Below are 18,667 nucleotides of genomic sequence, written 5' to 3'. Positions count from 1 at the left end.
GTCAGCAATGGCGGAGGCAGGCATGCAGGCAAGACGACAGTGGAACGGGCGCGGGAACCGGCAAGGGGCGGCAGGATTGTCCTTCACCGAACTGGGCTTTGGCGCGGCACCCTTGGGCAACCTTTTCAAGGCGATCAGCGAAGCCGAGGCGCAAGCGGTGCTCGATGCGGCATGGACCGCAGGTGTGCGCTATTTCGACACCGCACCGCTTTACGGGCTGGGCCTGTCAGAGACGCGGATCAACCATTTCCTGCGCGGCAAGCCACGGGATCAATATGTGATCTCTACCAAGGTCGGGCGGCTGCTGTCAGCCGTGCCGCCCGGCAATGGGGACGGGGCGGGCAAATGGATCGACGTGCCATCGCGCAAGGAGCGGTTCGACTATAGCCACGACGGGGTCTTGCGCAGCTTTGAGGCCAGTCTGGAACGACTGGGGCTGGACCGGGTGGATATCCTTTATGTCCATGATCTTGATATCTTTACCCATGGGTCAGAATCGGCAAGGGCCGCGCGGCTGGCCGAATTCATGGCAGGTGGCTACCGGGCGCTGACCCGGCTGCGCGACGAGGGCGTGATCGCGGGCTTTGGCGCGGGTGTGAACGAATGGGAGCCTTGCGACTGGCTGCTGAACCACGGCGAGTTCGACATCTTCCTTCTGGCCGGGCGCTATACGCTGCTGGAACAGGGTGCTGCGGGTTTCATGGACCGGGCGGCGGCACAGGGCGTGGGCGTGGTGATCGGGGGGCCATACAACTCGGGTATCCTTGCCACCGGGCCACGACCGGGGGCGCATTACAACTATGCCCCGGCCCCCGAAGACATCCTTGCCCGCACCACGCGGCTGCAAGGCATCTGCGAAGGCCATGGCATCCGGTTGGTGGATGCGGCGTTCCAGTTCCCGCTGCGCCATCCGGCGGTGGTCAGCGTGATCCCCGGCGGGCAGGGGCTGGCCGAGATGGACAGCAATATCCGAGCGGCAGGGGCCAAGGTTCCCGAAGCGCTGTGGCAGGAACTGGAGGCCGAGGGTCTGATCGCCTAGGCAAGCGCCCTTCCCAACTGTTGCCATGCAGAGCGGCCTTTCCGGCCGCAAGCCTTTCAGGTCGCTGGCGCGGCCGTGTGGCCGCTTGGCTCCGCTGCCTCCGGCGGGGATATTTGGATCAGGGAAAGACCTGGGGGGCTTACATACGCGCCCGGATGGCGGCTTCGGTGATGGCTTGCCGTTCGCCCGGGGTCATGCTGACCAGAAGCGCGGCTGCGGTCTGACCGAAGGCCGCAGCGGCATCAAGGCTGGCACCGCGCGCCCATTCCGCGGCAAGCGCCCCGATGAAAGCATCCCCGGCGCCATGGCTGGACACGACCTTTACCCGCTGGGCGGGTTGGATCGTAAGCCGCCCCTGATGGGAAATGACCAGACCCTCAGCCCCAAGCGTGACGATGACGGCAGCCGGACCCACCGCCGCCAGATCCTCGGCGGCGCGGGTGGCGTCGATGCCCTGTTCCGGGCGACCCAGAATATCCGCCGCTTCGCCCCGGTTGACGACCAGAAGGTCGGTCAGGGCCAGCAGTTCCGGTGCGACCGGGCGCGCGGGTGCCGCGTTCAGCACGATCGCCATGCCGGCCTCCCGGGCGCGGCGGGCAAATGTCAGGTTTGCGACCTCGGAAATCTCGGACTGCAAAAGCATCAGCGCACAATCCCTGGGAAACTGGACCGCTTCGGGACGCAACAACAGGTTGGCCCCCGAAACGATGACCGCGCCGTAAGATCCGTCCGGCAGCGAGATCGCCACCGACATGCCAGAGGGTCCGGGATGGGTCTGCACACCGGACCGACGGACCCCGGCCGCGTCGAGCGCCGCGCGCAGCGTCATGGCAAGATCGTCTGAACCGACAGCACCAGCCATGTGAACCTCGGCTCCGGCGCGGGCGGCGGCGGCGGCCTGATTGCCGCCCTTGCCACCAAAGGCATAGCGGACGGAACTGCCGGTCAGGGTCTGATCAACGCGGGGAAGTGCGGGGGCGCCGACGATCACATCGTGATGCAGCGACCCGGCACAGATGAGGACTGGATCAGACGGCATCTTGACTGCTCGGGCATGGAAGGACGGGCGCTGTCGGAAGGATTGGGTTGGAACGGGACATGGGTAAGCGTCAGTAAGGCTGCGTGCGTGCAGGATGGTAGGCGATGGTATGCATCTGGCAAGGGCCAGCGCGCAAATCCCGTTGCAATGCCTTACGCCCCGATGAGGGCCGCCATGACAAGCGTGGTCGCGGCGGCGGCATCCTGACGGCTTTGGGCTGCCGCAAGGGCCGGATCGTCGGCCAATTGATGCGCCACATCCAGCAGCCGGTCGGTCAACCGGATGTTCGCCCGCGATTCGGCCACCGGGTCGATGCCCGAATGATCGGGGAAGGTGTCGAAGTAGATCACCCCCGCGTAGCCGGCACGCAGCATGGCGACCAGAAGCTCCACCGTCTGCACCGGATGCACGCTGCCCGCGATCAAGCCATCGTCACGCTTGCCGTAGCCGTCATTCAGGTGAAGGCCAAGGATCCGGCTTTTGCGGGCGGCCAGCATGGCGGCCTTGGCGGGCATCTCGCCAGCGTAAAGCATATGGGCAAAGTCAAGTGTGACGCCGGTATTCGGGCGTGCCACCTCATCCAGTGCCAAAAGGGTGGTCGCCATGTCAGGCATCAGGGAATGGGCGCGCGGCTCGTTCGGTTTGTATTCGACGGCGATGTCGATGGTCGGGTTGTGGTCGGCAACTTCGGCCAGTGCGGCGATGGTGTCATCCCACATCCGCCCGTAGTCGGCCTGAAAACTGTAGTCAAAACCGTCCTGCCCCATCCAGAGCGTCATCTGCGTGCCGCCCATCGCGGCGCAGGCGTCAATGCCGCGCTTCGTAAGGTCAATCGCGGCGCGCCGGATGGTGGCGTCGGGGTGGGTAAAGGCCCCAAGCTTGAAGCCGTCTTCGGTGTAATAGCGCAGGGCAAGACCATTCAGCACCATCCCCTGATCCGCCAGCAGATTTGACAGGGCAGCGGTGTCGTGCGCCGCGAAGTGATCCGGATAATTCAGGTCTGCGGCGGTAACCCCCCCGACACGGCCCGCGCCTGCGATCATGTCGGCCACAGTCCCGCCCTTGACCTTGAAGGCATTCAGCCGCGCAGCATAACGAAGGCGATTTGGGCGCAGACGATTGGGGCGGGGGGGGGCCGGCGGGGTCATGACACCTCAGGTGGGATTGAAAAGGTCGGGGCGGTCACGTTCCAACGGTTCAAGGTAGGTGACAAGCTGGCGCAGATGCGATTGGACCGCCGTCCGTGCGGCGACGGGATCCCGTGTTTCAAGCGCAGCCAGAATGGCTTGATGTTCAGCCAGAGTCGCCTGAATCCGGCCCGGCACCGGCAGGATCAACTGGCGCGCGCGGTTGACATGAAGCCAGGCGGTTTCAGACACCTGCGCCAACCGGGGAAAGCCGGTAAGCGACAGCAGAAGTTCGTGCATCGCCGCGTCCATCGCATAAAAGCCCGGAATATCGGCATCGGCCACCAGGGCTGCCTGCACGGTCAGATTGCGGCGAAGCAGCTGCAACTGGTCATCCGTTATGATAGCGGCAACCCGCTCGATAGCAGCGACCTCGATCGCCTCGCGCAGAAAGGCACCTTCGCGGATTTCCTGCATCGAGAAGCGGGCAACGAAGGTTCCCGCCTGCGGCACCACATCCACCAACCCCTCGGCCTGAAGCCGGGCAACAGCATCGGCAACCGGGCTGCGGCTGACGCCAAGCGCCTCACAGATATCGGGCTTGCGAAGGATTTCTCCGGGACGGTAGGCCAGCGACAGGATCGACTCGCGCAGGGTCTGATAGACGCGCTGACCCAGCGACCCGGAATAGTCAGCCAAGGGCCGCAACCGTCGGGTAGCGCTGGGGTCTTGTTTGCTGAGGGCGGCTGGTTGTAACATGCTAACATGTTAGGCGACTGTGCCGCGCTGTCAAGGAAGGGGCTGACATGGCTGAAGGGGTGATCCGGCTGCATCCGGCCGACAATCTGGTCATTGCTTTGCAGGATCTGGCCGCAGGCAGCGCCGTAACGGAAATTGACGTCCCCTTGCCCGGTCCGGTGCCGCGCGGCCACAAGATCGCCGTCCGCCCGATTGCCAAGGGTGAACAGGTGATCCGCTATGGCCAGATCATCGGGCAGGCGACCGAGGATGTTCCGGCAGGCGCGCATATCCACAGCCACAACCTTGGGATGGGGCCACATTCCAGCGATTATGCCATCGGCGCGGAATGTCGCCCCCTGCCCCCGCTGGAGCCGCGCAGCTTCATGGGGTTTCACCGCGCGGATGGATCGGTGGGAACCCGGAACTATCTGGGCATCCTGACATCGGTGAACTGTTCCGGCTCCGTCGCCCGCTTTATCGCCGAGGCGGCCGAGAAAGACCCCGAGATCCTTGGTGTCCCCGGGCTTGATGGGGTGGTGCCGATCGTCCATTCCACCGGCTGCGGCATGTCGGGGGTGAATGAGGGCTACGAGACCTTGATGCGGACGCTGAAAGGCTACGCGCGGAACCCCAATTTCGGCGGCATCCTGCTGGTCGGGCTTGGCTGCGAAGTGATGCAGGTGCCGGACCTTGTGGGCCAGGGCCGCCTGCGCCCGGATGGCAATTTCCGCTACATGACCATTCAGGGCGAAGGCGGGACGCGGGCGACGATTGACCGCGCGCTGAAAGTGCTGCGCGAGATGGCCAAGGTTGCGGGGCAAGCGGTGCGCGCACCGGCCCCGGTGTCGAAACTGATGGTCGGGCTGCAATGCGGCGGCTCTGACGGCTATTCGGGGATCACCGCCAACCCGGCACTTGGCCATGCGTCTGACCTGCTGGTCCGGATGGGCGGCACCACGATCCTGTCGGAAACGCCGGAAATCTACGGGGCCGAACACTTGCTGACCCGCCGCGCAGTCAGCCCCGAAGTGGGCGAGCGGCTTTTGGAACGCATCCGCTGGTGGGAGGACTACACCGCAAGGAACGGCGGCGAGATGGACAACAACCCCAGCCCCGGCAACAAGCGCGGCGGGCTGACCACGATCCTTGAGAAAAGCCTTGGTGCCGTAGCCAAGGGCGGGACCGCACCGCTTTCGGGTGTCTACAAGTTCGCCGAACCCATCACCTCGCCCGGTTTCACATATATGGACAGCCCCGGCTATGACCCCTGTTCGGTCACTGGGCAGATCGCGTCCGGAGCAACTCTGATCGTCTTCACCACCGGGCGCGGGTCGGTCTCGGGCTACAAGCCCAGCCCCTGCATCAAGCTGGCCACCAATTCCGAGATGTATGGCCGGATGAAAGAAGACATGGACATCAACTGCGGCGATATCCTTGACGGCACCAGCATCGCGGCCAAGGGCGAAGAGATCCTTGCCAAGATCATCGCCGTGGCCAGCGGCGAACAGACCCTGTCCGAAGAGCTTGGCTTTGGCGGGGCCGAGTTCGTGCCGTGGCAGATCGGGGCGGTGATGTGACCACCCCACCCTATCGCTGGCCCGATCCCGACCGCGACTATGCCAACGGTGACTTCATTCCCGGCGGGGCCGACTATCCTGCCCACTGGGCGGCCAAGGCTGCGGCTTTCCGCACCGCACTTGGGCATCGGCTTCAGGGCCACATCGCCTATGGCAGCGAGGAACGGCAGAGGCTGGACCTGTTCGCCCCCGAAACCGATCCGCGCGGCACTGTGATCTTTGTGCATGGCGGCTACTGGAAGGCCTTTGATCGCAGCCTCTGGTCGCATCTGGCTGCCGGGCCGCTGGCGCGCGGGTTCCGGGTGGTGATGCCATCCTACACGCTTGCGCCAGACGCCCGCATCGCCGCAATCACGGCCGAGATTGCCCGGGTCTGCGACTGGGCGAGGGGACAGTTTTCCGGGCCACTTGTGGTGACCGGACATTCCGCTGGCGGCCATCTGGCCGCGCGGATGGCTTGCGCCGATCAAACGGGGCGACTGGACCGCGTGGTGCCAATCTCGCCACTCACGGAACTGGGGCCGCTTCAGGCAACGGCGATGAATGATGTCCTTGGGATTGACGCGGATGAGGCTGCCCGCGAAAGCCCGGCACGGCTTGCCTTGCGGCCCGAAGTGGCGGCGCATGTCTGGGTGGGGGCCGGGGAACGCCCCGCCTTCCTGTGGCAGGCGCGGGTTCTGGCCGAAGAATGGGACTGCCCGTGGACGCCAGACCCCGGCAAGCACCATTTTGATGTGATCGACGCGCTGGAAGACCCGGCATCGCCCTTGTGCGAGGCGGTTCTGGCTGGGCTTTGACACCCGTCCCACGGCCCCTGTGTCAGGGCCGCGGGACGATGTGACGCAACCTTCCTAGATCAGAAGCGCCTCTTCGGCGCGGCGGGCCTCGGCCTCTCGTGCAGCTTCAATCCTTGCGCGACGGCGGCGGTTCACTTCGTAAAGGACCGCAAGCAACAGGGTCACCACGATCAGCAGGAAAGCCAGCGCGTTGATCGTGGGGGTGATTCCTGCACGGACCTTGGAGAAGACATAGACTGTCAATGTATCCGCCCCCCCTCTGGTGAACTGGGTCACGTTGAAGTTCTCGATCGACTGGAAGAAGGCCACTGCCCCCCCCGCCCCGATGGCGGGGTAAAGATGCGGCAACAGGATGCGCCGCATCACCTGCGCGTGGCTTGCGCCAAGGTCCAGTGCCGCTTCCTCCAACCCGGAGTCAAAGCTTTGCAGCCGCGCCAGCACCAGAAGCATCACCATCGCGGCGATATAGCTGACCTGCCCCAGCACGCTGAGATGCAGGCCGGGAATGAACGGCCACGGCTTGCCACCCGGCCCGAACAGCGCCCCGCCAAGTTTGGTCCACATGATCATGGTCGAGATGCCGATGACGATACCGGGGATCAGGATGGTCGAGATCATCATCCCGTAAAGCACCGTTCTGGCCCGGCCTGAAACCGAGTTGATCAGGATGGCGCTGGCCGTGCCAACGATGATGGAAATGACCGCAACGGCCACCGCAACCCAAAGCGTGTTGCCAAAAGCCAGCATCATCCGCTGATCCGAGATCATCTCGCTGAACCACATGGTGGTCCAGCCCTTCCACGGCACGATCGACGGCAGTTTGGAATCGTTGAACGCAGCCCCCGACATCACCACCAGCGGCGCCAGCAGGTAGAAGACAAACAGCAGCATGTAGAGATGCGCGAGGTTCTGGCGGAATTTGTGCATGACCTCCCTCTCCTATTTCGCGATGTCGGAAAGCTTTACCTTGAACACCCACATCGCGATGGTCACGAAGACGGTGCAAAGAAGAAGCAGAAGGAAGGCGTAGGCGCTGGCCGTGTTCCAGTCGAGCGCATCCTTGAACCACTGGTCAATGGTCTGGGTAAACCATTGCGAGGTGGTGGAGCCAAGGATCGACGGCACCAGAAGTGACCCCGCCGACAGCATGAACACGATGACCGAGCCCGAGGCGATGCCGGGCTTGGAATGGGGCAGCACGATCCGCCAGTGAATCTTCCACCACGGCGCGCCAAGGTCTTCAGCGGCCTCGATCTGGTTGGTGTCCAGCGACTGGATCGCGTTGTAGACCGGAAACAGCATGAACAGGACATAGGTGTAGATCAGGCCGACCACGACACCGGTATAGCCCATGTTCGTCCAGCGGATCGGGTCTTCAATCGCGCCGATCCACAGCAGAAGGGCATTGAGCGGGCCTCGGAAGGCAAGGATGATCCACCACGCAAAGGCCCGCAGCACCTCGGACACCCAAAGTGGGATGAACAACAGCAGGATCAGCGTCGGCAGCGAGCGGGGGTTGACGATCTTGGCCATGTAATAGGCCAGGGGATATGCCATGGCGAAGCAGATAACCGTCACCAGCATGGAATAGAAGATCGTCAGCCCGAAGGTGTAGACATGCACCGGGATCATGAAGCTGATCCCGAACAGGCTTTTCTGCACAAGGCCGTCAAAGACCTTGAGGTAGTTGTTGAAGCTGTAAGTGTCGCGCGGGCCGCCCACCTCGACCACTGGCAGATAGGGGCGGAAACTTTGCTCAAACAAAGTGATGTTCGGCACGATCACCAGCACCACCAGCCAGAACGCGACCAGAAGGCAGATCGTCAGCGTCAGGCCAAGGCCGTAGCGGCGCAGCATGTCCTGCATGACGTCAGCCCCTCACATTCGCGTCGGGCAGGATCGAGGCGCGGGCTGCATCAAAGGTCATGAACAGCTTGGCCCCTTTTTCCGGCACCGTGGCCGAGCCATCGTTGCGAATTTCCGAGGTCAGATGCGCCCCGGTTTCGCTGACGGCATGGACGGCGATGAAGTTGCCCTCGAACGACACGTCGCCAACGGTGATCGGAATCGCGTTTTCCGCCGTCGCGGTGGCCGACAACAGCGTGTGTTCCGGCCGGACATAAAGCTTCGCCCGCTTGTTTTCGCCAAGGTCACCCAGCCGGGCGCGAAAGGTGCCATGGGCTGTGGAAAAGCGGGCCATGTCTGAGGCGGACGTTTCCACCTCCCCCTCGAAGATGTTGTTTTCGCCCACAAAGCTGGCGACAAAGCCGTTCACCGGGTTGTTGTAGATCTCACGCGGGTCGGCGATCTGCTGGATGCGGCCCTGGCTCATGACGCCAACGCGGTCCGACATCGCCAAGGCCTCACCCTGATCATGGGTGATGTAGATGAAGGTCACGCCCGTCCGCTTCTGGATGGCACGAAGTTCGGCCCGCATGTGCTGGCGCAGCTTCAGGTCAAGCGCGGACAGCGGTTCGTCCAGCAGCATGACCTGCGGTTCGACCGCAAGCGCCCGGGCAATCGCCACGCGCTGCTTCTGGCCCCCTGAAAGCTGGCTTACCATCTTGTCGGCAGCACCCGGCAGGTCGACCAGCGTCAAGAGATCCTCGGCCTTCTTGCGGCGGGTGGCCTTGTCGACGCCCCGCACTTCCAGCCCGAAAGAGATGTTTTCCCAGATCGGCATCAGCGGAAACAGCGCCAGGTTCTGGAAGATCAGCGCTGTGGGACGCTGGTTCGGGCGGGTGCCTTTCACATCGGTGCCGCCAATGCGGATCACGCCCTGTGTCGGCTCGATGAACCCCGACACCATGCGCAGGATCGTCGTCTTGCCGCAGCCAGAGGGGCCAAGAAAGGAAAAGAACTCCCCCGGTTTGATCGAGACATTGGCATTGTCGACCGCCCGGAAGGTGCCGAAATCGCAGCAGACGTTTTCTAGGTCAATTCCGGCGCTCATGCCGCGTGGTCCCCCTGATGGTGTGCCGTCTTTTTATTGCAGGCTAGCAGGCAGCCCTGCCCGTGCAATGGGTATCGCCAGTTGCAGCCTGCGGTTCAGTCCAGATCGACACTGCAGAGCATGAAAAAGGCACGCCGAGCCCTTTCAGGCCCGGCGTCCAGTCATTTGCACAAGTTTCAGGCAGCCTTGTACTTGTCGGCATACTCGGCGCGCTTGGCGAGGAACTCGGCCGACTGGTCGGGCCACCACCACAGCTTCGACAGCGCTTCGTCATTGAAGGTGCCGTTGTAGTATTTCGACACTTCCGGATCCAGAAGATCTGCCGCGCCCTTGCCGACCGGGTTGGACGAGAAGGCCGTGGCCCAGCCCGCGGCACCTTCCGGGGTCGAGACGAACTTCACGAACTCGTGCGCCTGCTCGACGTTTGCTGCGTTCTTCATCAGCACGAAGCCCTGATGCCACGCAATTGCACCTTCAACCGGCGCCACATAGGCATAGCCGTCATTGCGCAGGTTGTAGCCGGTCGAATCCCAGCACAGGCCGATGGTGGCACCGTTGGCGATGAAGCCGGCGTTGGCCTCGTTCTCGCCCGACCACCACTGCACGACATTGCCCTTCATCTCGATGGCCTTGGCCAGCGCGATGTCCCACAGTTCGACCATGGCGCCCATGTCGGTGTAGCCGTCCATCCACGGACGCGGCAGCTGACCGGTCGCATCCAGCCAGCGACCCATCGCTGCCAGTGCCGAATGAGGGCGCAGGGTGACCTGATTTTCGGGGCTGAAAAGATCGCCGAGCGACGGCGGGGTCGACAGCTTGGCATCGGCGACGTTGACGACCAGCGCTTCGGTTCCCCAGTTCGACGGAACGTATTTCAACATCCCGCCCGGACGCGACCGCTCACCGGCAGCGCCATCGGCCAGCCCGGGGAGGTAGTTGTCCATCGCGAGCTTGGATTCATCGAACGCACCAAGAAGGCCGTTGGAATCCCATGCGCCGACGCGGTCGATGGTCGGTTCGATGATGTCAATGCCGCCAGCTTCCAGCGCGACCTTGGCTTCACCAAACATGGTGTCCTGATCGGGCAGTTCCTTGAAGTTGACCTTGATGCCGGTCGCGGCTTCAAAGGCCGGGAAAACTTTCTCTGGCAGCGCGGGATAGCCCGCCCAGCCGACAAAGTTGATTTCCCCCGACGAGGCAAGCGCCTTGGACGAGATAAGTGCCGGCGCGGCAAGGATGCCTGCGCCTGCGGCAGAGCCTTGCAGGAACCGGCGACGGCTGAAGGCTGAAGTGGTGTTTTTCACGAATGGTCTCCCTGGTTTCTAACGATCAGAGGCACGGGCTGTCCCCGGTTATTGTGGTTCAGTCACGCAATAGGCGCCTTCCCCGCGTCAGCATGGACAAGACCCGCAACAGGGGCATGTCAGCCGGGCAAGACGGCGCCTGCGCACGAACCTTACCCTGCATTCCCGTGGGCCTGTCAACGAAGCAATGCTCGCAATCGGATCAAGGCCGACAAACCTTCGTCATGTGCTGTTTTTCCCTGCACTCCGGCGCTTTTCTTCCGGTCAGGGACAGCGCCGACGGCCTGCCGCTTTCGCCCGACGCAACCCAAAGCAGAGCCGACCCACAGGACCGGTCCCCAAGACCACTCTGCACCCATTCCGCATGCAGGGTGCAGGCGCGCACCACCGGCACTTGCCTGATTTCCTTTGCACCAGACCAGCAGGGCCTCCCCCTGTCCCGCATTGGGACGTCCTTGCGAAGAATGTGCGGGAAATGGCAGGTAGGCGTCTTGCATTTTGCAGTTGATTCTCCATCCGAAATGTTTCGGAAATGATGTTGGAGGAAACCAGCCCGATGGCTACCCTGAAAGACATTGCCCGCGCGCTTGATCTGTCGATCACTCAGGTCAGCCGGGCCTTGAACGACCATTCCGACGTGAATGAGGAAACCCGGCTGCGTGTCAAGGACGCGGCGCGGGCAATGAACTACCATCCCAATGTCTCGGCCCGAAAGCTGGTCTCGGGGCGGTCGGGGATGGTGGGACTTGTGGTTCCGCAGCATCGCAGCATCGGGCAGGATGGAATCTTTCTGGAAGTCGTCGCGGGGCTATCGGCCCAGTTTTCGGGCCGCGGCATGCATTTCGTCTTACACATCATGGCCGAGAACGAGCCGGTATTGCCCGTCTATCAAAAGCTGATCGGCAAGGCGATGCTGGATGGCTTTGTGCTGATCGATCCACTCGACCATGATCCGCGCGTGGATTTCCTGCGCAAGGCCGGGCTTGCCTTCGTGGTCCATGGCAGAACGACAGAGGCACCAGACTATCCCTATTTTGATATTGAAAATAAAAGACTTGCAGGCGAACTTACGTCTTTTCTTGCCGCGCGCGGTCACCGTCGCATTGCCTTTCTGAACGGGATTTCCGGGCGCAGTTATGTGACGGTGCGCGAACGCGGCTACCTGCATGCGCTGTCTCAGGCGGGGATTGCGCCGGACCGGCGCCTGCACCTGAACGGCGACATGGACGAAGCCACCGGGCTGACCGCCACGGTCCGGCTGTTTTCCGATGGCGGGCCACGGCCAACCGGCATCGTCTGCGGGAATGTGAGGCTGGCGCGTGGTGTCTATCAGGCTCTGGAGGCGCTTGGCCTTTCCGTTCCCGGCGATGTGTCGGTCGTAGCCCATGACGACCATCTGCCCACCTTGCGCGCCTCGGCCTTCTTTCCCGCGCTGACTGTCACAAAGGCCCCGCTGCGCGACAGTTGGGAACCTTTGGCCGACTGTCTGACCGGGGCGATCGAAGGCAAGCCGCTGGCTGGCCTGCAACGCATCGGCAACTACAGTTTTATCGAGCGAAACTCTGCCGCCAACATCCAGAGCCGCTGACGGCGCGTTCCCCAAAAGCGAATCGTTGACTGAAAGCGCTTTGGAGCGCAATTCATCCGAAACCTTTCGGATCGACTTTTCCTGCATGCGCAGGCCCACAGTCCGGCGTTTTGAACGGGAAAGGCGCCCCAGTCGCGCCCAAAGCGAGGAATACAGATGACAATCATGAATGGCCGCGCCCTGCGCTCGGCCGCAACCACAGCCATGCTTGCCGCCTTTGGCGCACCGGTCATGGCGGACGAGCTGTTCTACGTCTCGGGTGCCGTCGGCAACGCGGTCGAAGACTTCAAGGCGCTGGTCAAGCCGTGGGAGGAAGCCACCGGCCACACTGTCACCATCGTGCCAATGCCTGCCTCGACCACCGATCAGTTCGGGCAATACCGCCTCTGGCTGGCGGCCAGCGCGTCGGACATCGACCTTTACCAGACTGACGTGATCTGGGCGCCGCAACTGGCCAACCATTTCGTCGATCTGACCGAAGTGGCTGCTGACCTTGCGCCCACCCATTTCCCCTCGATCATCGAGAGCCAGACGGTGAATGGCAAGCTGGTCGCGCTGCCGATCTTCACTGACGCGCCAGCGCTGTATTATCGCACCGATCTTCTGGAGAAATACGGCAAGGAACCGCCGAAGACCTGGGACGAACTGACCGCAACCGCGCAGGAAATTCAGGACGGCGAACGCGCCGCCGGCAATACCGACATGTGGGGCTTTGTCTGGCAGGGCAACGCCCATGAAGGCCTGACCTGCAATGCGCTGGAATGGGTTAAATCCTTCGGAGGCGGGCAGATTGTTGAAGCATACGGCACAATCAGCATCAACAACCCGAACGCCGTGGCAGCGCTTGAAGCCGTCAAAGGCTGGGTCGGCACGATCAGCCCGGGCGGCGCTCTGGCCCATCAGGAGGAAGAAGCGCGCGATCAACGAATCCAACCTGCCGACGATCATGGCGCTTTACGATGATGCCGAAATCGCCGCCGCCCAGCCGATCATCCCGCAGTGGAAGGATGTGTTCCTGAACGCCGTTCCGCGCCCCTCGGCCCCGACGCTGGGCAAGTACAACGAGGTTTCGGCCAAGTTCTGGTCGGCCGTCCACAGCACCCTGTCTGGCAATGGCTCGGTCGCTGAAAACCTTGAACTGCTGGAACTGGAACTTTCCGACATCAAGGGGTCGGGCTGGTAAGTCCTCCCGGACTGGACTGCCCCCTGTGGCGGGCGGCCCCGAAAGCCGCCCGTCCGTTCGCAAAGGGCCGAAGAAGGCCCGTTCGGGGAGGGTATCATGACAAAGGCAAACGGCGGGCTAAGCCTGTCACAACAACGCCAGCGCGCGGCATTCTGGTTTCTTGCCCCCATGCTGGCAGCGCTGTGCTTCGTGGCCGCCTGGCCGCTGATCCGCACGATCTGGTTTTCGCTGACCGACACCACCCTGTCTGACCTTTATGGCGGCCAGTGGATCGGGTTCGACAACTATCTGAGCTTGCGCATCCTCGAGTCCGGCCGCTGGGTCTGGGTGCTGACCACCTTCATGCGCGACCTGCCGGTGGAAATCGAAGAGGCCGCCATCGTTGACGGCGCGACCCCCTGGATCGTCATCACCAAGGTCTTCCTGCCGCTTCTCTGGCCCGCCCTTGTGACGACTGGCCTGCTGGCCTTCATCGGGGCCTGGAACGAGTTCCTGTTCGCCCTGACCTTCACCAGTTCCGAGACAACCCGGACGGTGCCGGTGGCCATCGGCCTGCTGTCCGGGGCAAGCCAGCAGGAAATCCCCTGGGGTCCGATCATGGCGGCAAGCGTCATCGTGACGGTGCCGCTGATCATCCTCGTCCTCATTTTCCAACGCAAGATCGTCGCGGGCCTGACCGCGGGCGGCGTGAAGGGCTGACATCATGGCAAAGATCGAGTTGAAGAACGTCACCAAGTCCTACGGCGCCGTGCAGGTGATCAAGGGCATCGACCTCACCATCGAGAAGGGTGAGTTCATGGTCTTCGTCGGGCCATCAGGCTGCGGCAAGTCCACGCTTCTGCGGCTGGTTTCGGGGTTGGAGGAAATCACCACCGGCGACATGACCTTTGACGGCGAAACGGTGAACAGCCTGATCCCGTCGAAACGCGGCATCGCAATGGTGTTCCAAAGCTATGCGCTTTATCCGCATATGAAGGTCCACGACAACATGGCCTTCGGGATGAAGCTGGACAAGACTGGCCCGGAAGAGGTGAAAAAGCGGGTCGTGGCGGCGGCGAAGCTCCTGCAGATCGACCACCTGCTTGACCGTCTCCCCAAGCAGCTTTCCGGCGGGCAGCGCCAGCGCGTCGCCATCGGCCGCGCGATTGTCCGAGACCCGCGCGTGTTCCTGTTCGACGAGCCGCTGTCGAACCTTGACGCGGCGCTCCGGGTGCAGACCCGGCCGGAAATCGCCAAGCTGCACCATGCGATGAAAGAGGTGACAATGATCTACGTTACCCATGATCAGGTCGAGGCGATGACCCTTGCCGACCGCATCGCTGTCTTGCGCGATGGCAAGCTGGAACAGGCCGGCAGCCCAGCGGAACTCTACGAACGCCCGAACTCGCTGTTCGTGGCCGGTTTCATCGGCAGTCCGAAGATGAACTTCCTGACCGGCGATTTCGCCGCCACCCATGGTTGCACCACACTTGGCATCCGGTCCGAACAAATGGAACTTCACGACTCCGGCCCTTTGCGGGGCGAGGTGCTGCATGTCGAAGACCTTGGGTCCGACCACTACCTTTTCGTCGAAATCGGCAGCGATGAACCCGTCATCGTCCGCCGCCCCGGCAAGGCGAACATTCCCGTAGGCTCGCAGGTTTCGCTTGCGCCACTGCCTGACCAGTTGCATCGCTTCGATGGAGATGGCCACCCGATCCGCTGATACCAGACCCGCGCCAAAAACCGCGCGCAAGAAGGAGACTACCCATGACCATCCGCGTCACCGTTTGGGGCGAAAACGTCCACGAACAGAAGAACAAGATCGTGGCTCAGGTCTATCCTGCGACCATGCATGGCACGATCGCCGGGTTTCTGAACCATGAATCCGGAATCAAGGCCAGCACTGTCACCCTGCAAGACCCCGAACACGGCCTGACCCCTGCCAAACTGGCGGCAACCGATGTCCTTATCTGGTGGGGCCACGCCGCCCATGGCGATGTCGCCGATGAGGTGGTGGAGCGTGTCTGCAATGCCGTCTGGGGCGGCATGGGGATCATTTTCCTGCACTCCGCCCATTTCGCCAAACCGTTCAAGCGGCTGATGGGCGCGCCCTGCAACCTGACATGGCGCGAGGCGGGCGAACGCGAACGGCTTTGGGTCACCTCACGCCAGCACCCCATCGCGCGCGGCATCCCCGACCACTTCGAGATCGAGCATGAAGAGATGTATGGCGAGCCCTTCGGCGTGCCGGAGCCCTTGGAAACCGTCTTCGTCAGCTGGTTTGCCGGGGGTGAGGTGTTTCGCTCGGGCCTGACCTACAAGCGCGGCGCGGGCAGTATCTTCTATTTCCGCCCGGGGCATGAAACCTACCCGACCTATCACCAGCCGATGGTGCAGAAGGTCATCACCAATGCGGTTCGCTGGGCGCATAACCCCGAAGACCGCATCGCCAATCCGAATGACGCCCCGAACACCCCGGTGGCCACGGCGCTTGAGAAGATCAAGGAACGCGGTCCCCGCCTTCATCACGACGGCGAAGAAGGATTCCGCTGATGCAACCCGTCCGCCTTCTCATCCTCGGCACCGGCGGCATGGCGAAGAACCATGCCGAAGGCTTTGCCGCCATTCCCGGTGTCAGCCTTGTCGCGGGCATCGACACAAGGCCAGACGGTCTGGCCGCCTTTCAGGGCGCTCACAACATCCCGCACGGTTTCGCATCCGTGCAAGACGCCCTGAACTGGGGGGAATTCGACGCTGTGACCAACGTCACCCCGGATGCGGCACATTACGCCACCACCCTGCCCTTCCTTGCCGCTGGCAAGCATGTGCTGTGCGAAAAGCCCTTGGCCACCAACGCCGCTCATGCCGAGGAAATGGCCGGTGCCGCCGCGCAAGCGGGCGTGGTGAACATGGTCAACCTCAGCTACCGCAACGTGCCAGCCTTGCAGCAGGCCGCCCGGATGGTCCGTGAGGGCGCCATTGGCACCATCCGGCATTTCGAAGCGTCCTACCTGCAAAGCTGGCTGACCCAGCCCGCATGGGGTCATTGGGACCGTGAGGCACAATGGCTCTGGCGGCTGTCGACCGCGCATGGCTCAAAGGGTGTTCTGGGCGATGTGGGCATCCACATCCTCGACTTCGCCACCTTCGTTGCCGGCATGGACGCGGCAGAAGTCTCTTGCCTGCTGCAAACCTTCGACAAGGCCCCCGGTGGCAAGATCGGCGACTACACCCTTGACGCAAATGACAGCGCCACGATGCAGCTGCGCCTGTCAAACGGCGCGCTGGGAACCGTCGCCGCCACACGGTTTGCCACCGGCCACCTGAATGACCTGCGCCTGCGGCTTTACGGCCAGACCGGCGGGCTGGAGGTGACGTTCGAGAAAGCGCAAAGCCGCCTGCGCGCCTGTCTTGGCGACAATATCCAGTCGGGAACCTGGGAGGACATTGATTGCCCCCCTGTCCCCACGATCTACCAGCGCTTCATCGCCGCCATCAGGGGCGAAGCCAGACCCGAGCCCGACTTTGCCCGTGGCGCCGCGCTTCAGCGCCTTTTGGATCGGGCCGAGGCTTCAGCGGCCGAGGGCGGACGCCTCCTGCCCGTCTGACGCAGCGGAGCTGGCATCAAGATGCGCGCCGGAAGGCGCAAGCCAATGCCCTTGCAGCCGCGCGAAGGAGCGCGGTTGCAAGGCTGACGAGAGGCCAGCCCCTCGAGCTCCCCGAAGTATTGGCAAAAAGCGCAATCTACTTGCTCTTTTCAAAAATACTCTCAGGGGGTTCGGGGGCAGAATGCCCCCATCGTCCGAGCCGGTTGCGCGCAAGCGCGCAGAGGCGAGAGGAAAGCCGTGCGCGCAAGCGCTCAATCCGGTTGGACACGCGCCCCAGTCAACCGGGCAAGGCCTGCACCAGCCGGGTGAAATCCTCGCCGCGCTTTTCGAAGTCTGGGTACTGGTCAAAACTGGCTGCGGCCGGGGCCAGCAGGACCACATCCCCCGCTTCGGCCTCTGCGGCCGCGCTGGCGACGGCGCGGTCCATCGTCTCGCAGATTTCATGCGGGGTGTCGCCCAGTTGCAGCGCGAAGTCCCGGGCGGAATGGCCGATCAGATAGGCTTTCGCAACGGCAGGCAGAAAGGGTTTCAGTCCGGCGATGCCGCCATCCTTGCCCATGCCCCCGGCGATCCAGCGGATCTTCGGGAAGGCTTGCAGCGCCTTTGCAGCACTGTCGACATTGGTGGCCTTGGAATCGTTGACAAAGCGCACCCCGCCCCGTTCACCAACCAACTGGCTGCGGTGAGGCAACCCCGCAAAGCTTTGCAGCGCGCCCTCGATCAGCCTTGGTGCCAGCCCAAGGCTGCGGCAGGCAGCATAGGCCGCACAGGCGTTCTGGTGATTATGCGCGCCCGGCAGGCCCTTGACCTCGCGCAGGTCGATCGAGGCTACCTGCTTGCCCCGCCGCCACTCGGCCAGGAAGCCCTTGCGGACAAAGACGCTCCAGCCGAAGCTGTCAAGCTTCTGGCCGGATGAGATGCGGATCACCCGGTCATCGCCCGGACCCTGTGCCAGTTGGCCGGCCAGAAACCAACCCTCGGCCTCGTCGACGCCAATCACGGCCCTATCAGGGCCGCCTTGGGTGAAAAGCCGCGCCTTGGCGGCAAAGTAGCCACCCATGCCACCGTGACGGTCCAGGTGGTCCGGCGAAAGGTTGGTGAAGACCGCGACGTCAGGGGTCAGCGCGCGGGCCAGTTCGGTCTGGTAGCTGGACAGCTCCAGAACCACCACTTCGCCATCCTGCGGCGGGTCGATCGCAAGAACCCCCGTGCCGATGTTGCCCGCCATCTGCGTCGGCCGCCCGGCGACTTGCAGGATATGGTGGATCAAGGCCGTGGTCGTGGATTTTCCATTCGATCCGGTCACGGCAACCACTTTCGGCGGGGTCTCCATCTCGGCCCATTCGGTCGAGGCGGCACTTTGGAAGAACAGGCCGATATCGTTGTCCACAGGAATTCCAGCCGCCATCGCCCGGGCGATGATCGGATGCGGAGCGGGATAAAGATGGGGGATGCCCGGAGAGGTGATCAGTGCCGCCACGCCGTCAAACGCCCCGTTGCGGGCCAGATCACTTGTCGCGAAACCTTCGGCCTCGGCCTTCGCGCGGGCCTCGGGGCTGTCATCCCACAAAAGCGGTTCAGCGCCCCCCGCCACAAGCGCTGCGGCAGCGGCAAGACCAGATCGACCAAGGCCAAGGACCGCAACCTTCTGACCCTTGTAGCCCTTCACCGGGATCATGACTGCCCCCCCCTTTGACCTGCCGGATCAGGGATAGGCGAGGATGAAGGA

General features: G+C 63.1%; 18 protein-coding genes. 10 read left to right on the top strand and 8 right to left on the bottom strand.

The features are described from left to right. Nucleotides 1–22 precede the first annotated feature (22 nt). Nucleotides 23–1,039 carry an aldo/keto reductase gene (locus QUV21_RS16495; protein ID WP_300856371.1) on the top strand — a complete coding sequence of 339 codons (1,017 nt, stop codon included), beginning with the start codon at nt 23–25 and terminating at the stop codon, nt 1,037–1,039. Nucleotides 1,040–1,178: 139 nt separating this feature from the next. Here QUV21_RS16495 and QUV21_RS16490 read toward each other — a convergent pair whose 3' ends face one another. The 3 genes from QUV21_RS16490 to QUV21_RS16480 form a co-directional block, all read right to left on the bottom strand. Next, nucleotides 1,179–2,078, bottom strand: coding sequence for a PfkB family carbohydrate kinase (locus QUV21_RS16490; RefSeq protein ID WP_300856370.1), 900 nt, complete (start codon nt 2,076–2,078; stop codon nt 1,179–1,181). A 152-nt stretch (nt 2,079–2,230) separates the two neighbouring features. Further along, nucleotides 2,231–3,226 carry a sugar phosphate isomerase/epimerase family protein gene (locus QUV21_RS16485; protein ID WP_300856369.1) on the bottom strand — a complete coding sequence of 332 codons (996 nt, stop codon included), beginning with the start codon at nt 3,224–3,226 and terminating at the stop codon, nt 2,231–2,233. Nucleotides 3,227–3,232: 6 nt separating this feature from the next. Continuing rightward, a complete protein-coding gene (locus QUV21_RS16480; RefSeq protein WP_300856368.1) occupies nt 3,233–3,904 on the bottom strand; it encodes a GntR family transcriptional regulator in 672 nt (223 codons plus the stop codon). 107 nt (nt 3,905–4,011) lie between these two features. Between QUV21_RS16480 and QUV21_RS16475 the strand changes: the two genes are divergently transcribed. Together QUV21_RS16475 and QUV21_RS16470 are read left to right on the top strand one after the other, a co-directional pair. Then, nucleotides 4,012–5,523: a UxaA family hydrolase gene (locus tag QUV21_RS16475; protein WP_300856367.1), complete on the top strand. Its 1,512-nt coding sequence runs from the start codon at nt 4,012–4,014 to the stop codon at nt 5,521–5,523. Next, complete coding sequence (locus QUV21_RS16470) at nt 5,520–6,320, top strand: alpha/beta hydrolase (protein WP_300856366.1); 801 nt, start codon at nt 5,520–5,522, stop codon at nt 6,318–6,320. Before QUV21_RS16475 ends, QUV21_RS16470 begins: the two co-directional genes overlap by 4 nt. A 54-nt stretch (nt 6,321–6,374) precedes the next feature. Here QUV21_RS16470 and QUV21_RS16465 read toward each other — a convergent pair whose 3' ends face one another. The 4 genes from QUV21_RS16465 to QUV21_RS16450 all read right to left on the bottom strand — a co-directional run bounded on the left by QUV21_RS16465 (nt 6,375) and on the right by QUV21_RS16450 (nt 10,577). Next, entirely contained in the window at nt 6,375–7,247 is an 873-nt protein-coding gene (locus tag QUV21_RS16465) for an ABC transporter permease (protein ID WP_300856365.1), read from the bottom strand. A gap of 12 nt (nt 7,248–7,259) precedes the next feature. Further along, on the bottom strand, nt 7,260–8,186 hold the full coding sequence (locus QUV21_RS16460; protein ID WP_300856364.1) for an ABC transporter permease: 927 nt from the start codon (nt 8,184–8,186) through the stop codon (nt 7,260–7,262). 4 nt (nt 8,187–8,190) lie between these two features. Next, nucleotides 8,191–9,273, bottom strand: coding sequence for an ABC transporter ATP-binding protein (locus tag QUV21_RS16455; RefSeq protein ID WP_300856363.1), 1,083 nt, complete (start codon nt 9,271–9,273; stop codon nt 8,191–8,193). A gap of 176 nt (nt 9,274–9,449) precedes the next feature. Beyond that, nucleotides 9,450–10,577 carry an extracellular solute-binding protein gene (locus tag QUV21_RS16450; protein ID WP_300856362.1) on the bottom strand — a complete coding sequence of 376 codons (1,128 nt, stop codon included), beginning with the start codon at nt 10,575–10,577 and terminating at the stop codon, nt 9,450–9,452. Between the two features lie 556 nt (nt 10,578–11,133). On the opposite strand from QUV21_RS16450, the gene QUV21_RS16445 reads away from it, so the two are divergent. From QUV21_RS16445 to QUV21_RS16415, 7 genes are all read left to right on the top strand, one after another. Then, nucleotides 11,134–12,165 carry a substrate-binding domain-containing protein gene (locus tag QUV21_RS16445; RefSeq protein WP_300856361.1) on the top strand — a complete coding sequence of 344 codons (1,032 nt, stop codon included), beginning with the start codon at nt 11,134–11,136 and terminating at the stop codon, nt 12,163–12,165. 156 nt (nt 12,166–12,321) lie between these two features. Continuing rightward, nucleotides 12,322–13,128 carry an extracellular solute-binding protein gene (locus QUV21_RS16440; RefSeq protein WP_300856360.1) on the top strand — a complete coding sequence of 269 codons (807 nt, stop codon included), beginning with the start codon at nt 12,322–12,324 and terminating at the stop codon, nt 13,126–13,128. Next, complete coding sequence (locus QUV21_RS16435; RefSeq protein ID WP_300856359.1) at nt 13,112–13,348, top strand: hypothetical protein; 237 nt, start codon at nt 13,112–13,114, stop codon at nt 13,346–13,348. The genes QUV21_RS16440 and QUV21_RS16435 overlap by 17 nt, the downstream gene beginning before the upstream one ends. A 96-nt stretch (nt 13,349–13,444) precedes the next feature. Continuing rightward, complete coding sequence (locus QUV21_RS16430; protein WP_300856358.1) at nt 13,445–14,047, top strand: ABC transporter permease subunit; 603 nt, start codon at nt 13,445–13,447, stop codon at nt 14,045–14,047. A gap of 4 nt (nt 14,048–14,051) precedes the next feature. Next, nucleotides 14,052–15,053 (top strand): ABC transporter ATP-binding protein, encoded by a 1,002-nt coding sequence (locus QUV21_RS16425; protein WP_300856356.1) that lies wholly within the window; start codon nt 14,052–14,054, stop codon nt 15,051–15,053. A 44-nt stretch (nt 15,054–15,097) separates the two neighbouring features. Further along, nucleotides 15,098–15,883 (top strand): ThuA domain-containing protein, encoded by a 786-nt coding sequence (locus QUV21_RS16420; protein ID WP_300856355.1) that lies wholly within the window; start codon nt 15,098–15,100, stop codon nt 15,881–15,883. Continuing rightward, nucleotides 15,883–16,938 carry a Gfo/Idh/MocA family oxidoreductase gene (locus QUV21_RS16415; protein ID WP_300856353.1) on the top strand — a complete coding sequence of 352 codons (1,056 nt, stop codon included), beginning with the start codon at nt 15,883–15,885 and terminating at the stop codon, nt 16,936–16,938. Before QUV21_RS16420 ends, QUV21_RS16415 begins: the two co-directional genes overlap by 1 nt. Nucleotides 16,939–17,215: 277 nt before the next feature. Here QUV21_RS16415 and murD read toward each other — a convergent pair whose 3' ends face one another. Beyond that, nucleotides 17,216–18,616, bottom strand: a complete 1,401-nt coding sequence (murD, locus tag QUV21_RS16410) for a UDP-N-acetylmuramoyl-L-alanine--D-glutamate ligase (protein WP_300856351.1) — start codon at nt 18,614–18,616, stop codon at nt 17,216–17,218. Nucleotides 18,617–18,667 lie beyond the last annotated feature (51 nt).

The organism is Tabrizicola sp., from assembly GCF_030373185.1.
In the GTDB taxonomy this organism is placed as follows: domain Bacteria; phylum Pseudomonadota; class Alphaproteobacteria; order Rhodobacterales; family Rhodobacteraceae; genus Tabrizicola.
Note: the sequence above shows the minus strand (reverse complement) of the source record. Positions and strands in the feature narration are given on the sequence as shown.

Bases quoted from the DNA above. Each gene is read 5' to 3' on its own strand.
- QUV21_RS16495 (WP_300856371.1), top strand. From the start codon at position 23: ATGCAGGCAAGACGACAGTGGAACGGGCGCGGGAACCGGCAAGGGGCG.
- QUV21_RS16490 (WP_300856370.1), bottom strand. From the start codon at position 2,078: ATGCCGTCTGATCCAGTCCTCATCTGTGCCGGGTCGCTGCATCACGAT.
- QUV21_RS16485 (WP_300856369.1), bottom strand. From the start codon at position 3,226: ATGACCCCGCCGGCCCCCCCCCGCCCCAATCGTCTGCGCCCAAATCGC.
- QUV21_RS16475 (WP_300856367.1), top strand. From the start codon at position 4,012: ATGGCTGAAGGGGTGATCCGGCTGCATCCGGCCGACAATCTGGTCATT.
- QUV21_RS16465 (WP_300856365.1), bottom strand. From the start codon at position 7,247: ATGCACAAATTCCGCCAGAACCTCGCGCATCTCTACATGCTGCTGTTT.
- QUV21_RS16460 (WP_300856364.1), bottom strand. From the start codon at position 8,186: ATGCAGGACATGCTGCGCCGCTACGGCCTTGGCCTGACGCTGACGATC.
- QUV21_RS16455 (WP_300856363.1), bottom strand. From the start codon at position 9,273: ATGAGCGCCGGAATTGACCTAGAAAACGTCTGCTGCGATTTCGGCACC.
- QUV21_RS16445 (WP_300856361.1), top strand. From the start codon at position 11,134: ATGGCTACCCTGAAAGACATTGCCCGCGCGCTTGATCTGTCGATCACT.
- QUV21_RS16440 (WP_300856360.1), top strand. From the start codon at position 12,322: ATGACAATCATGAATGGCCGCGCCCTGCGCTCGGCCGCAACCACAGCC.
- QUV21_RS16435 (WP_300856359.1), top strand. From the start codon at position 13,112: ATGGCGCTTTACGATGATGCCGAAATCGCCGCCGCCCAGCCGATCATC.
- QUV21_RS16430 (WP_300856358.1), top strand. From the start codon at position 13,445: ATGACAAAGGCAAACGGCGGGCTAAGCCTGTCACAACAACGCCAGCGC.
- QUV21_RS16425 (WP_300856356.1), top strand. From the start codon at position 14,052: ATGGCAAAGATCGAGTTGAAGAACGTCACCAAGTCCTACGGCGCCGTG.
- QUV21_RS16420 (WP_300856355.1), top strand. From the start codon at position 15,098: ATGACCATCCGCGTCACCGTTTGGGGCGAAAACGTCCACGAACAGAAG.
- QUV21_RS16415 (WP_300856353.1), top strand. From the start codon at position 15,883: ATGCAACCCGTCCGCCTTCTCATCCTCGGCACCGGCGGCATGGCGAAG.
- murD (WP_300856351.1), bottom strand. From the start codon at position 18,616: ATGATCCCGGTGAAGGGCTACAAGGGTCAGAAGGTTGCGGTCCTTGGC.